General features: G+C 39.5%; 11 protein-coding genes and 1 pseudogene. 6 read left to right on the forward strand and 6 right to left on the reverse strand.

Translation table 11 applies throughout. From position 1 onward, the window contains the following. Nucleotides 1–155 precede the first annotated feature (155 nt). The 4 genes and pseudogenes from ACLTU0_RS00715 to pheA all read left to right on the forward strand — a co-directional run bounded on the left by ACLTU0_RS00715 (nt 156) and on the right by pheA (nt 3633). A pseudogene (locus ACLTU0_RS00715) lies at nt 156–470 on the forward strand (TfoX/Sxy family protein). A 56-nt stretch (nt 471–526) separates the two neighbouring features. Next, nucleotides 527–1636: a hypothetical protein gene (locus tag ACLTU0_RS00720; RefSeq protein ID WP_412320997.1), complete on the forward strand. Its 1110-nt coding sequence runs from the start codon at nt 527–529 to the stop codon at nt 1634–1636. A gap of 75 nt (nt 1637–1711) precedes the next feature. After that, a complete protein-coding gene (gene aroF, locus ACLTU0_RS00725) occupies nt 1712–2731 on the forward strand; it encodes a 3-deoxy-7-phosphoheptulonate synthase (protein WP_117968171.1) in 1020 nt (339 codons plus the stop codon). Nucleotides 2732–2820: 89 nt separating this feature from the next. Further along, nucleotides 2821–3633 (forward strand): prephenate dehydratase, encoded by an 813-nt coding sequence (gene pheA, locus ACLTU0_RS00730; protein ID WP_118446213.1) that lies wholly within the window; start codon nt 2821–2823, stop codon nt 3631–3633. A gap of 42 nt (nt 3634–3675) precedes the next feature. Here the strand turns inward: pheA and ACLTU0_RS00735 are convergent, their stop codons facing one another. Beyond that, nucleotides 3676–6237 (reverse strand): NYN domain-containing protein, encoded by a 2562-nt coding sequence (locus tag ACLTU0_RS00735; RefSeq protein ID WP_412320999.1) that lies wholly within the window; start codon nt 6235–6237, stop codon nt 3676–3678. Between the two features lie 117 nt (nt 6238–6354). On the opposite strand from ACLTU0_RS00735, the gene ACLTU0_RS00740 reads away from it, so the two are divergent. Further along, nucleotides 6355–6510 (forward strand): hypothetical protein, encoded by a 156-nt coding sequence (locus tag ACLTU0_RS00740; RefSeq protein WP_412321001.1) that lies wholly within the window; start codon nt 6355–6357, stop codon nt 6508–6510. A gap of 33 nt (nt 6511–6543) precedes the next feature. On the opposite strand, the gene ACLTU0_RS00745 is transcribed toward ACLTU0_RS00740, so the two are convergent. Continuing rightward, entirely contained in the window at nt 6544–9492 is a 2949-nt protein-coding gene (locus ACLTU0_RS00745) for a stalk domain-containing protein (RefSeq protein ID WP_412321003.1), read from the reverse strand. A gap of 193 nt (nt 9493–9685) precedes the next feature. Between ACLTU0_RS00745 and ACLTU0_RS00750 the strand changes: the two genes are divergently transcribed. Then, nucleotides 9686–10033 (forward strand): ArsR/SmtB family transcription factor, encoded by a 348-nt coding sequence (locus ACLTU0_RS00750; RefSeq protein WP_412294150.1) that lies wholly within the window; start codon nt 9686–9688, stop codon nt 10031–10033. Nucleotides 10034–10045: 12 nt separating this feature from the next. Here the strand turns inward: ACLTU0_RS00750 and ACLTU0_RS00755 are convergent, their stop codons facing one another. From ACLTU0_RS00755 to ACLTU0_RS00770, 4 genes are all read right to left on the reverse strand, one after another. Beyond that, nucleotides 10046–11386, reverse strand: a complete 1341-nt coding sequence (locus ACLTU0_RS00755; protein WP_412321005.1) for an MATE family efflux transporter — start codon at nt 11384–11386, stop codon at nt 10046–10048. A 28-nt stretch (nt 11387–11414) separates the two neighbouring features. Then, nucleotides 11415–12794: an amidophosphoribosyltransferase gene (gene purF, locus ACLTU0_RS00760; RefSeq protein WP_412321007.1), complete on the reverse strand. Its 1380-nt coding sequence runs from the start codon at nt 12792–12794 to the stop codon at nt 11415–11417. A gap of 282 nt (nt 12795–13076) precedes the next feature. Beyond that, a complete protein-coding gene (locus ACLTU0_RS00765; RefSeq protein WP_147514372.1) occupies nt 13077–13766 on the reverse strand; it encodes a hypothetical protein in 690 nt (229 codons plus the stop codon). 18 nt (nt 13767–13784) lie between these two features. Next, a complete protein-coding gene (locus tag ACLTU0_RS00770) occupies nt 13785–14303 on the reverse strand; it encodes a matrixin family metalloprotease (protein WP_147514371.1) in 519 nt (172 codons plus the stop codon). Nucleotides 14304–14341 lie beyond the last annotated feature (38 nt).

The following is a 14341-nucleotide window of genomic DNA, read 5'->3' on the forward strand; positions in this document are numbered from 1 at the left end:
ATACAATGGTACGGAAAATTACAGTTTTGAGTTAAACACAAACGGATATGAATTATCAGAAAATGAAAAATACAATGTGGTTGTGGAATGCGTTGATAACAATTATATTTTAAAATTTGTATATGAAAGTGATATATAAGAAAAAGGAGAAACAGATGGCATCGAGTAAAGAATTTTTAGAATACATATTAGAGCAATTATCGGAGGTAGAGGAAATAACGTACAGGGCGATGATGGGGGAGTACATTATTTACTACAAAGGCAGAATTGCCGGCGGAATATATGATGACCGACTGCTTATAAAACCTGTTAAATAGGCTATTGACTATGTTTCTGACATTCGATACGAAGTACCTTATGAGGGTGCGAAAGAAATGATTTTAATAGAAGAAGTTGACAACAAAGAATATTTAACCGAATTATTTAAGGCGATATATGACGATTTACCGACACCTAAAAAGAAAAAATAACCAATATTGAAAACATCTCAATATTATGGTATAATTCATATAATGAGGTGAGAGAGATGAAAGTAAAGGAAATATGTGATTATTCGGGTTCGACATTGCTTGGAATGAACGGCGGAATGGTTGAGAGTCCCGATTCAAAAAGAATTATATATGCACGCAAAGCAGATTTGACAAAGTCTGAAACGGAAATATGGATATGCAACAGGGATTTTGAAAATCATCGCAAGGTATATGATGTACACTGCGGCAATCACAACGGCCCGTCAGCAACCTTTATAACAAATAGCCTTATAGTTTTTCGTGATGTGGAATTTGAGGGAATAGCCGGCAAAGAACCGTCTATATGTGTATTCCGTATACTCGATGTTGATACGGGTGAGGTTAAGTACAAAATTCGCGGCAAAGAAAGTCATTGTGCGGAAAACTGCAAGTATCCGTTTTCAATATCGACAGAATATCTTGACAAAAATCCAGATTATCCCGAAATTAATTCGTGCGGAATTTACATACTTGATGTTGAAAGCGGAAAAATAACGCTTGTTGCAACAGAGGAAGATATTTTAAATATGGTAAGGGAACACGGTCTTACTCCGAACGAGCATACCGCGTCTGTCAGCCACGTTCAGCTAAATCCGTCCGCAACGGCAGTTATGATGCGTTTGGGCGTAAAGGACTGCCCTGTATTCGGTGCATTGGGTTGTATAGATTTAGACACTAAAAAAACGCATATGATAGCGGACAAGCCTGTACATCAGCTTTGGTATGACGACGACACATATATGGCAACGCGTCAGTTTAATCAAGGCAGACACATTGAAATGGAAACAAGCTATATTGCACGTTTTTCAAAGGACGGAGAGGAATTAGAAGTGCTTGGCGGAATTTCAAATCATATGGACGGAAGTTTTGACAGAAAATATTTTGCTGGTGACAGATGTTATCCCGACTTCGCACCGAATGTTTATTTGTACAAGCGCGGTGACAAAAATCCGATTGCAACTTTTGAAATATCGAAGGACGAATACACCACATGGAAACTTCAGGTACATCCAAATCCGTCGTTTTCGCGTGACGGAAAGCGCCTGTACTTTAATAAACAGTGCAAATGTTACAACGGAACATACAGAACGGTAGCTGTTTTTGCAGATATTTCTGAAATTATTTAAAACTAACTTGCAAAAATTGTCCTTTTTTGCTATACTGTATATGTTGTAATTATTAAAGAAGGAATGTGAACATAAATGATTATTATTATGAAAGAATCCGCATCGGCAAAGGAAATCGAGAGTGTTGAAAAACTACTTGCCGAGTTCGGATTCCAAACGCACCCTATTCAAGGTGAAAAGAAAACAGTTATCGGCGCAATCGGTGACAAGCGTCTTTTGAGTATGAATCAAATTCTTACTATGGACGGTGTTGAAAACGTTGTTCCGATTATGAAACCATATAAACTTGCATCTAAGGAGCTTCACAAAGAACCGTCAGTTATCGAAATCGGTCACGGAATAACAGTCGGTGGCAAGCAGCTTGCAGTATTTGCAGGTCCTTGCGCAATCGAAAGCCAGGAACAGTTCACAACTGTATCAAAGGCTGTTAAGGCCTCGGGTGCAAACATTCTTCGCGGCGGTGCGTTCAAGCCACGTTCATCACCATATTCATTCCAAGGTCTTGAGGGTGACGGCTTGAAGATTATGTACAACAGCGGTCAGGAACTTAATATGCCTATCTGTACTGAAGTACTTGATACAAGAGATGTTGAACTTGTTGCAAAGTATGCTGATATTATGCAAATAGGTGCAAGAAATATGCAGAACTTCAAACTTCTTCGTGAAGTCGGTAAGTGCGACAAGCCTATACTTCTAAAGAGAGGTCTTGCTTGTACTATGGAAGAGTGGCTAATGGCTGCCGAATATATTATGTCTGAGGGTAATGAAAAGGTAATCCTTTGTGAAAGAGGTATCAGAACATACGAAACTGCTACAAGAAATACATTTGACATTTCGGCAATTCCGGTTTCAAAGGAACTTTCTCATCTTCCTATTATTGCCGATCCGAGCCATGCAACAGGTACATATAAGTATGTTCCGGCTATTGCAAAGGGTGCTATTGCGGCAGGTGCTGACGGTCTTATGATTGAAGTACATAACTGCCCTGAAAAGGCTGCGTCAGACGGCGCACAATCGCTTACACCTGAAAAGTTTGACAAGCTTATGAAAGAGCTTGATCCAATCGCGAAGGCAGTAAATAAGATTCTATTATAAGAAATTTATAGGCTGGATGAAGTTGCCCACATTGTGTGAACAATTTTATTTCAGCCTTTCGTTTTATTGAAGGGAGTTATTGACTTAATATGTTAGGTTATCTTGGTCCGAACGGGACATTTTCACATCAGGCGGCTATGGAATGGTCTGAGGGTAAAGAAGAAATAAAGGAGTTTTCAACGATTTATTCTGTAATTTTGGCGGTTGAAAAAGGCGAAATTGACAGGGCAATCGTGCCGATTGAAAATTCTATTGACGGAAGTATCAACACAACTTTGGATACTCTTGCTTTTGATGTGGATTTATATATAACAGGTGAATACATTCTTCATATAAGCGAAAATCTTATGGTTAAAAAAGGTGTAAAGAAAGAGAATATAAAAATTATCACTTCCCACCCTCAACCGATAGGACAGTGTTCAAAATTATTGTCGCACGAATTTGCGGATGTGAAAATTGAATTTGCCGATTCAACTGCGTCTGCGGCAAAACGTGTAAAAGAATCGGACGGCTCTGTGGCGTGTATCGGCTCACCGAACAGTGCAAAAATTTATGACCTTGATATTTTGTGTCACGACTGCGGTGACGACGCAAATAATTCAACTCGATTTGTTATTATTGAAAAAACACCGAATAAGACGGTTACAGGTCACGATAAGTCATCAATCGTATTTGCGATTGATAATAAACCGGGCAGCTTGTACAGTGCGATTGAGCTTTTGGCGAAGTCCGGAATTAATATGACTAAAATTGAGTCACGTCCTATGAAAAAGGAACTTGGTAAGTATGTGTTCTTCATTGATATAGACGGCAATATTGATGATGCGTCAATTTACTTTGCACTTGATAAAGTAAGACAGAATACATTTTTCTATAAATTTCTCGGATCATACAATTACTAAAATGCGAAATATTAAAAAAGGAAGTTTTGAAAACTTCCTTTTTTAGTTTGAATTTATAATATCCATAATAGTTTTTTCGGCGAGTTTTACTTCCTGCAACAGTTCATTTGCGGAAAGTCGTGTCGCACCGTTGCCGAGAATGATAATTTGTTCAAGGTTATCCGAAGTGGCAACACGCACACGATGTTTTTTACCGATTTCATGTGTGATTTTTTCAATATACATATCGGCGGTTTCAGCCTCTTTTGTGTACACAACGTTTATATTGTGAATTTTTTCGGCACTGCCGACATTTCCTTTAACTTTATACGCATCAAAAACAAGTATTAAATTGCATTGCTTAAAGCCTTGATAATTGCAAAGAATATCAATCAGTCGGTCACGCGCCATATTAAGGTTATCTTTGGCGAGTTCTTTCAGTTCGTCCCACGCAAAAATTATATTGTAACCGTCAACAAGCAAATATTCGTCACCTAATTTAACAGGCTTTGATTTTTGATGTTTTTTCTGTTCTGGAGCGGATTTCTTTACAGTGTATGACGCTACTTTACGGCGTACAGGACCGTATGTACGTTCAAAAATCTGCATAAGCTCATTATCATCGGCAACCATATTGATGTAGTCGTTTGCACGCTGATAGACGTTTTCTTCTTCATCATCGTCTTGGTCAAGCTTTATGCCGTCAATGTGCATATGGTCGTAAACCTTATCCCACTTTACAACAAAGCCTGCACCATGCGAACAGAAAACCGAATCGGCGGGATTTTCAATATCGGTTTCGCTGTCGTAACCGATTTCGGCAATCACTTCTTCGGTGTTGTGGCAAGGCTCATAACCGCTTAAAATACAGTTTAATCTGCCCTTACCGTGCGTGTAACCTGTTACGTCCATTTGATAGTCACGCATTGTCGCAACGGGTGCAGAGCCTGAAATTCGCGTCATATCCCCGATTGTTTCGGGTTGACTGAATGTACCGCCCATTTGCTGAATATCGGTCATTGCACGTCCTACGTTTTCGGTAGGTATTTCAAGATGAAATTCGTACCACGGCTCAAGCAAAACACTTTCAGCCATTTTCAAGCCTTGACGTACCGCACGATAAGTAGCTTGACGGAAGTCGCCGCCCTCCGTATGTTTTTGGTGTGCACGTCCTGCGATAAGTGTTATCTTCATATCGGTAATCGGTGAGCCTGTCAGAACACCGATATGTGCTTTTTCTTTTAGATGGGTGAGAATAAGTCGTTGCCAGTTGCGGTCAAGACTGTCCTCGCTGCAATTTACCGCAAACTGCATACCGCTGCCTTTTTCGGTCGGCTCCATAAGTAAATGCACTTCGGCATAATGCCTTAACGGCTCATAATGTCCGACACCCTCAACAGGTGCGGCTATTGTTTCACGATACGCAATACCGCCGTGACTGAATTCAATATCAATACCGAATCTCTCTTTTATAATTCGTTTTAAAACTTCAAGCTGAACTTCGCCCATAACTTGAACGTGAATTTCCTGCAACTGTTCGTTCCATATTATATGAAGCTGTGGGTCTTCGTCCTCCAAATGACGTAATTCGGTAAGTGCTGTATGCACGTCAATACCGTCAGTAAGCTCCATACGGTAGGTTAAAACAGGCTCAAGAACGGCATTTTTTGAATCGGGCTCACAACCTATACCTTCGCCCGAATATGTCTGTGTAAGACCCGTTACGGCGCAAACCGTACCGGGGAATGCCTCGTCAACCGCTTGGAATTTTGCACCGGAATAAATTCTGATTTGGTTTACTTTTTCCGACCACTCATTTTTCTTGTTACCCGTTAAAAGTGTTTTTACCTTTAAAGTACCGCCGGTAATTTTCATATAAGTAAGACGTGTGCCTTGCTCATCTTCGGCAATTTTGAATACCTTTGCACCGAATTTGTCATCGTAAATAATTTGTCTGGTGTACAGTTCAAGTCCTTCAAGAAATTCCGATACACCTTCCATTTTAAGTGCAGAGCCGAAATAGCATGGGAATATTTTTCTTTGTACAACGGCATTTCTTATGTCTTGATTTTTGACAGTACCGTCCGCAAGAAATGTATTCATTATAGATTCGTCACACATAGCGAGCGATTCTCTGAAATCTTCATTTTCATAATTTTGCGTAAAATCAATACAACCGTCCGAGAATCTTGTATGCAATTCATCAAGAACGGCGTTTTTGTCGGCGTTTAAGTCCATTTTGTTCACGAATATAAATGTAGGTACATTGTATCGTGCCAAAAGCCGCCATAGTGTTTCTGTATGATTTTGTATTCCGTCCGTACCGCTTATAACGAGGATTGCGTAATCAAGCACGCTCAAAGTACGCTCCATTTCGGTAGAAAAGTCAACGTGACCGGGAGTGTCCAGTAAAGTAAATTCGGTGTCACGAAAACGCATAACGGCTTGCTTTGAAAATATCGTAATTCCCTTGTCGCGTTCAATTTCGTGTGAATCGAGAAATGCGTCACCATGGTCAACACGACCGATTTTTCGTATTTCACCTGCACTGTATAACATTCCCTCAGATAGCGTAGTTTTACCCGAGTCAACGTGTGCAAGTATTCCAATTACAACTCTGTTCATATCATCTCTACCTTTACAGTATATATTATTTTAATTATATCATAATAGAAATGTTTTGTCCAATCAGCGTATTTATTTTGTATTTGTGAAAAGAATAATAAAAAAGGAGGCGAAAAAATGGCTAAACAGGGTATGAGGAGAGAGCGATTTGGCGATATACACGGAACAAGAAAAACTGAGGACAGAATGCCGAAAAATGAAATGGAGCCTGTGTCTGAAATTCAAGGTAAGGCTAAAAAGACAAAACAGAAAGCAAATCCAATTATTAAATAAAAAATGGTGTTGCATTGCAACACCATTTTTGCTTTATTCTTCAGCGCCAAGAACAGCGATTTCGCTGATATGACAGTAATTCTTGTCAGGGTCTGTTGCACCGTCACCGTTGTAGCGGATATAACGTGCTTTTACCGTTTCAGGGAACATATACTTTTCAAATTCGCTTGATTCACCTGTGTTTTGAGTTTTTGGAAGTGCAGTTTCCCAAGTCTTGCCGTCAACCGAGTATTCGATTGTGAACGGATAAATTCTTTCACTGCCTTTCCACATTGCGATTGCAACACCCGAAACGTCCTTTTCTTCGTCTAAATCAAGCGTAAGCGTACTCTTACCGTAACTTGACCAACGCGTGTTTATATCAAGGTCAACCGCACCTGCTTCAACGTTACCGTCATTGTCGCTTGCCTCAACGGCAAAAACGTCAAGTTGGTTAGGATAATATTTTTGACCTGTTCCGTTTATTGCGACAACTTCAATTTTGTCAGGTACTTTTGCAGATGTGATTGTAGATTTTCTTGACATTGCGAAATCGTCCGACATATTTAAGTCAATATCGCTTATGCAGATATATTTATCATTGTAGTAAACAATCTTTCCGAGTGCTTCACCGATTGCACGAAGCGGAACCATTGTTCTGTCGTTGTTCAAAATCGGTGCAGTGTCCATTGTTTTTGTTTCGTTGTTTACAGTATAATCGTTGCTGCCGATTTTCATTGTAACGGCGTCACCGTTGATTTTGATTTCCTGTGTATCTGCCACCCATTCAACGTCTGCGCCGAATGACTCAGAAATAAATCTCAACGGAACAAGAGTTCTTTCGTTTTCGTCAAGGTATGGTACAACGTCCGTGCTGTCGTTATCAACACGTTTCGGAACACCGTTTGAAAGTGCTGTCGGTGTGTCAAGTACAAGCTCAACCTTTTCACCGCTGTATAAATCGTTTATATTCCAAGACTTCTTTGCAAGGTCGGGATTTTTTTCATTGTTGCCTACTGTATAAATCTGCGGTACAGGCACATTTTTAGTGTCAAAACCAAGATAATAGCTTAGGTGCGTAGGCTGATTGTAACAGTCGTTTTGGTATGCAACGTGCATTCTGTATTGAATGTCGTGCATAAGTGTAGGAATTTTGTAGCTTGTCGGTGTAGTGGTGGTGTAAATTCTCAAAGCACTGCCGTCCTTTAGCGGATACATAACTTCTTCACGCCAATCGCCGAAAAGATCGGCGGTAAGTGACGGATTAGCTTTTGTACCGTTTACAGAAGTACAACCCGAAGCGGTGAAGATAGTTTCAACCTTTTCTTTTTCGGGATTCCACTTGCTGATATAAATGTTGTCCTGAACTTCACGTCCCAAATCGCCGTCCCAATAGCATAGGAAGTTTGCCGGCATAGTGTATTTTGTTGAAATGACGGTACCGTCTGCGGCGGTAAGTATTCCTGCGGCTGACCAGCCTTCGCAACCCGGATAACGCGGGTCTATGTCGTCAGATGTGCCGCGACCGTTGTCACTGCCCATTTGTTCGCCGCCGACAAGTATTTCACCTGTGCGTGCGTCGCGCATTTCATAGCTGTATTTTGAATTTGTATCTTCGTGACAAGAGTAAACTTCAAGTCCCGGTCTTGACGGGTCAAGATCGCCGACGTGCTGTGCGTCACCGTGTCCCAAACCTGTTGAATACATAGGCTTGCCGTCATTGTTTATTGCAAGCGAGCCGTATATAAGTTCGTCGCAACCGTCATAATCAACGTCCGCAACGCTCATTGAGTGGTTGCCCTGTCCAATGTATTGATTGTTGTAATCCATCGTATCAAAACGCCACTTCTTAACAAGTTTGCCGTCTACAAGGTCGTATGTTGCGATAACGGTTCTGCCGCCTGTTTCACCCTCCGGACCTGTGTAATAACCTCTTGCGAAAACCATACTCGGTCTTGTACCGTCAAGATATGCAACGGCGGCAAGGTATCTTTCGGAACGGTTTCCGAATGTATCGCCCCAAGAGCTTATATCCCATTTTTGACCGCTTGCGGTTTTGCCTGTGATTTGCGGGTCATAGTCAACTGTATCAATTACAGAGCCGTCCTCACCCTTGAATACTGTAAGATAAAGCGGGCCTGTAAGGTTTTTACCGTTGCTTACAACGGCATAGTTTTTGTTTGCGTCACCGATAACAGAGCCGTCACCTGCGATTGTGCCGTCAGCTGTACGGCAAGCAACTTCGGCTTTGCCGTCACAGTCATAGTCGTATACCATAAACTGCGTGTCGTGTGCGCCTGCACGAATGTTAGGTCCCATATTTATACGCCATAGACGTGTACCGTCAAGCTTGTACGCGTCAAGAATACATTCACCCGTAAAACCTGCCTGTGCGGCGTCTTTTGCGTTTGACGGGTCCCACTTCAATACGATTTCATATTCGCCGTCACCGTCAAGGTCACCGACAGACGCGTCACCCGGTGTATATGAATATTCTTCACCGTTTACTTTATTGTTTTCAGGCTTTTGGATTGGAATATCCATATAATTGTTGTCCCAAAGCTGAACTGCTCCAACTTTGTCCCATTGTTCTTCGCCGTTTACAACAGGTACAATGAAATACTGTGTATCGTCACTTGCGATAAATAAATCGGTGAAATTTGTTGCATTTAGAGGTTCGTTATTTATTTTTTGTCCGTATGAGGACATTTCTGTTAAACTTCGATAAATGTTATATTTCGTATCCGCACTTTCAGTGCCGAGCCAACGCCACGAAATATATGTATAGCCGTCCATTCTTACGGCAATAGCACCTCTGTTTAGATTTTCCATAGGACGCTGAATATCAGGTCGTGAGTCGATTAATTTTTGTGTTTCGGCGGCGGATTCTGTGTAATCGCCGACTTTCAGGCTTTCGCCTACCTCTGCGGCAAGTGCGGAAACAGCCGAACTTGCAAGCATTGCAACTGTAAGCATAGCCGAAATGATTTTCTTTTTATTCATAGTGTATTAAAATCCTCCTTTTCAAAGTATCTAAACTATATTTTATCATATTATAAAAAGAATTTGGGAAAATTTAATAATGAATTCTGATTTTTATAAATTAATATCTGATTTTTTAAGCGATTTGACAAATCAAGATTAAAAGGGTATAATATGAATATATGAACATATGACCGAAAAGAGGAGAAGATAAATGGATAAATGCAGTACCTGTCAATATAATCCGCAGATTTTAGATAGATTGAAAAATCAACTTCCCGATGAAGATGTAACGGATAAATTGTCGGAAATGTTTAAAGTGTTCGGCGACAGTACAAGAATAAGAATTTTATGGACGTTGTTTGATAAGGAATTGTGTGTGTATGATATAGCGGACGCGCTCGGTATGAGCCAGTCGGCTATCAGTCATCAGCTTAAAACTTTAAAACAGGCAAGGCTTATAAAGTCACGCCGTGACGGTAAAAATGCCTTTTATTCGATTGATGACGACCACGTTAAAAAGATTATAGAACAAATGCTTATTCATATTGAGGAAAACTAAAAAACGGTGCAATTAATTTGCACCGTTTTTGATTGTTGTTTTATAATAAATAAAATAGAATACTGCCGAAATAACAACGGCGATAGTCCAGCCGACAGGCCAAGATAGCCATATTCCGACTTCTGAATTAAGTGCGTATGAGAAAACATATGCAAGAATAACTCTTAAAAGCAAGTCGGTAAACGTGCTTGCCATAAACGCCCTCATACGTCCCGCACCGCGAAGAATACCGTCAAATGTAAGCTTTGCGGAAATTACAAAATAGAACGGTGTGACGATTTTTAAAAATATTCTTCCGACGTCTATAATACCTGTCTCACTGCTTTTTACGAATATATTCATCATAGTATTCGGGAATACGAAATACGCAATGAAAAACGGCAGAGAAACAACGATAAGCATAACAATACCTGCTTTAAGTCCTTCAGGTATGCGGAGAAGCTTTCGTGCACCTGTGTTTTGTGCCGTATAGCTTGACATTGCATTTCCGAGCGTTGAAAAACTTGTTATAGCGAATGTATTCAGCTTTATAGCCGCACTGTAACCGGCGATAACGTCAGAGCCGAAACTGTTTACACGACTTTGTATAAATAAATTTCCTACCGATACAAAACTTTGCTGCAAGATACTCGGTATTGCAATTCTTGAAATATGTCCGAGCATACGGATTGAAAATTTTTTATATGTCCCCGATTTTATACCGTGAATGCGTTTTAAAAGTACGGCGAATGCAAGCAGGGAAGATATACCCTGTGCAATAAACGTTGCCCAGCCTACTCCGGCCACGCCCATATTAAATACAATTACGAAAACAAGGTCAAGAATTATATTTCCGACTGACGACATAATCAAAAAATACAACGGAGTTTTACTGTCCCCCATAGCGGTAAAAATACCTGTGCATATGTTGTACAGAAACAGAAAAATCAATCCGCCTATGTAAATATTAAGATATGTCATTGAGTCGGAAAAAATATTTTCGGGAGTGGATAACATTTTTAACATTCCCGAACAGAAAACAATTCCGAAGATTGTAAGAATTGCGGCAAGTACAGTCATTGAAATTATTGAAGTGAAAATGGAAGTTTTGAGTTTTTCAAAATTTTTCGCACCGAACAACTGCGAAATAATAACAGCCGCACCGACGTTTGCACCTGTGGCTATTGCCATAAAAATCATCGTAATCGGATAAGAGGCGCCCACAGCAGCTAATGCCTGGGCGCCTACAAATTTTCCGGCTACGATACTGTCTACTATATTATAGAGTTGCTGAAATACCACGCTCAAAAGCATAGGTATCGAAAAACTCCATAATATTTTTGAGGGTTTGCCCTCTGTCAAGTCAGTAATCATTTACCTCATTCTTTCTTATTAAATTTTATCAGTCAACATCAACTGGATATTTACCCGAGAAACATCCGTCACAGAATTGACAGTTTGCGTTAGGAATGATCTTTTCCAAAGAATTAACGCTCAAAAATCCGATACTGTCCGCACCGATAAGTTCTTTAATTCCGTCCATGGTGTAGTTACAGGCTACAAGCTGATCCTTTGACGGTACGTCTGTACCGAAGTAGCAAGGGAACATAAACGGCGGAGCAGATGAACGAACGTGAACTTCTGTTGCACCGAAGTGACGTAAAAGGCTTACAATTCTCTTTGAAGTCGTACCTCTTACGATTGAGTCGTCAACCATAACGACACGCTTTCCTTCAACTGTACTTTTCAGTACGTTAAGTTTAATTCTTACGGAATTTTCACGCATTGCCTGTGACGGCTGAATGAAAGTTCTGCCGATATATTTATTCTTTACAAAACCGATGTCGTAAGGAATTCCCGATTCCTTTGCATAACCCATTGCGGCACTTAGTCCCGAATCCGGTACACCAATTACAACGTCAGCCTCAACAGGAAATTCCTGTGCCAAGTATTTGCCTGCAAGCATACGTGAATCGTGTGCAGACTGTCCTTCGATAATACTGTCAGGACGTGCAAAATATAAGTATTCAAAGATACACATTGTATGTGGCTGTTTGCCGACGTGAGTTCTGATAGTGGAAATTTTACCGTCTTGAACGACAACAATTTCACCCGGCTCAATGTCGCGGACAAATTCCGCACCCACACTGTCAAGTGCACAAGTTTCCGAGGCGAAAACAATAGCATTGCCCTTTTTACCCATACAGAGCGGTCTGAAACCCCAAGGGTCACGAGCGGCAATAAGTTTTTGCGGACTCATAACGATAAGTGAAAACGCACCTACAAGGTGATTTATAGTCTTTTCAACCGCCTCTTCAACGCTCTTTGAATTAAGACGTTCTTTGGCGATTGTGTAAGCAATCATTTCTGTGTCGGTTGTTGTTTGGAAGATAGCACCTGTAACGCTTAGTTCTTGTGCCAATTCGTCCTTATTTACAAGGTTGCCGTTGTGGGCAATGGCGATATTACCTTTTACATATCTAAGTACAAGCGGTTGAGCATTTTCACGCATACTTTCGCCTGTTGTCGAATAGCGAACGTGACCGACAGCCATTTTACCGTCAAGTTTTGTCAATATTTCGTCATTAAATACATCGTTGACAAGTCCCATATCCTTGTAATGAGTAATGTCACGATTGTTATTTACCGCGATACCGCAGCTTTCCTGTCCTCTGTGCTGAAGTGCATAAAGTCCGTAATAGGTCGTTCTTGCACAATCACCGTCAGGATCATAAATGGCGAATACACCACATTCTTCACCGATTCTGTTGTCATTTTGCATAATCTTTATCCTCTCTTAAAATACGCTTTGTATTAAAATTTTGATACATATTATATTATATACTGTTTTCCGATAAAATTCAACAGTTTTTATAAGTGAATTTGCATAGCGAGATTAAATATTGCTTTTTCGACAAAATAAAAAATCTCAAGAATATAGCTCTTGAGATTTTTTTAGGTCATTTTGTGAACAGTTTGGATCACTAATTACTTTTATATGATAAATATATAATATACAATAAATTTATTTTGTCAATAGTTTTAAATTATATTCAAATTAAAATTATTCTCCAAACAATTTTTTGTTTTCGTTATCAATTTCAATCTGTCTTTGCTTTTGTTCTTCCGAATAGTTAGGGTGCATATTATGTTCTTTTTCAATCTTGTCTTTTAACTCATCTATAACTTCGGTATCTCTTTCGTTATCGACTTCCATAGAACTTATATAAGTATTGATAGTATTACTCGAACGTGAGTTTTCTGATTCTGATAGGTCGTATTTTCCTTGTCGCATACCTGTTAAAACATAATAGTCTTCATCGGTTGCAATGTCGCTGTCATCTCTTGAAAGGAATAATAAAACTTTTTCATTAACTTCAAAGTCGGGATAACCGTCGGAAGAAACGATTGTGTTTTCATCTTCGCCTTTATCTATTCTTACTATAGCTTGATTATCGTCACGTTCGCCGAAAAGGTAATTATCAATGTTTACAACTATGTCTGTCTGAAGAACATTTCTGAAATTTTCACCTTTTTCATTATTGGGATTACTCCATTTACTGTCCATAATTTCTGAAACAGTACCCTCTATTATTAAGTCTGAACGCAAAATAAGCTCACTTTCAGATATTAACGGTATAATACCGTCAACGACTATTTCTTCTTTTTTTGCATTATTTCCGCAAGATGTTGCAGTGAGCATTATTGTGAGACAACACATTAAACTGATTATATTTAAAATAGATTTTTTCATAATAATATTTCTCCTTTTTTATTTATTGTAAATAGCATTTATACCGTTTATATCATCTTCAAATAAAGATCTTTTTCGTTGCCCTTTAGCTTGAGGAGTAGACATAACAGAATATGTCGTTCCAGAATGTCCCAATCCTAAAAAATGCCCCAATTCATGTAAAAGTGCCGTTTCAGTATCATACGATGTGCTGGCAGTTCCAAAAGGATGTGAAACATTTATATCAATATCACCCTCATATGAAACATTTCCACTAATACCTCGTACCATACGGTGCTCCATTAAATAAGTGTTAGTTCCTCGTTTTCCACTGGTGATTTGATTAGCTTTATTATTATAAAAAGCGGTAGTATTGGTATGGAATTTGCCCACATACAAAAAATTGCGATTACTATCAGCTGAATTCCATTCACTACAAGCATTTTTTAGTGCTTGTACAGTTTCGGTTGAAAAATCATAATAATACTCAATAGAGTCGGGTATTGGAGAATGTCCTTGTGAGTAATTAATATAACATAAAAGATAGCATAGAGCTATAGGTGAGTAAGTTCACTAAACTGATGTTATTAAAAGTA

The organism is Hominilimicola sp. (assembly GCF_046972485.1).
Classification (GTDB): domain Bacteria; phylum Bacillota; class Clostridia; order UBA1381; family UBA1381; genus Hominilimicola; species Hominilimicola fabiformis.

Coding starts and splice junctions, on each gene's coding strand:
- ACLTU0_RS00740 (WP_412321001.1), top strand. CDS start 6,355: ATGGCTAAACAGGGTATGAGGAGAGAGCGATTTGGCGATATACACGGA.
- aroF (WP_117968171.1), top strand. CDS start 1,712: ATGATTATTATTATGAAAGAATCCGCATCGGCAAAGGAAATCGAGAGT.
- ACLTU0_RS00745 (WP_412321003.1), bottom strand. CDS start 9,492: ATGAATAAAAAGAAAATCATTTCGGCTATGCTTACAGTTGCAATGCTT.
- pheA (WP_118446213.1), top strand. CDS start 2,821: ATGTTAGGTTATCTTGGTCCGAACGGGACATTTTCACATCAGGCGGCT.
- ACLTU0_RS00755 (WP_412321005.1), bottom strand. CDS start 11,386: ATGATTACTGACTTGACAGAGGGCAAACCCTCAAAAATATTATGGAGT.
- ACLTU0_RS00765 (WP_147514372.1), bottom strand. CDS start 13,766: ATGAAAAAATCTATTTTAAATATAATCAGTTTAATGTGTTGTCTCACA.
- ACLTU0_RS00735 (WP_412320999.1), bottom strand. CDS start 6,237: ATGAACAGAGTTGTAATTGGAATACTTGCACACGTTGACTCGGGTAAA.
- ACLTU0_RS00720 (WP_412320997.1), top strand. CDS start 527: ATGAAAGTAAAGGAAATATGTGATTATTCGGGTTCGACATTGCTTGGA.
- purF (WP_412321007.1), bottom strand. CDS start 12,794: ATGCAAAATGACAACAGAATCGGTGAAGAATGTGGTGTATTCGCCATT.
- ACLTU0_RS00750 (WP_412294150.1), top strand. CDS start 9,686: ATGGATAAATGCAGTACCTGTCAATATAATCCGCAGATTTTAGATAGA.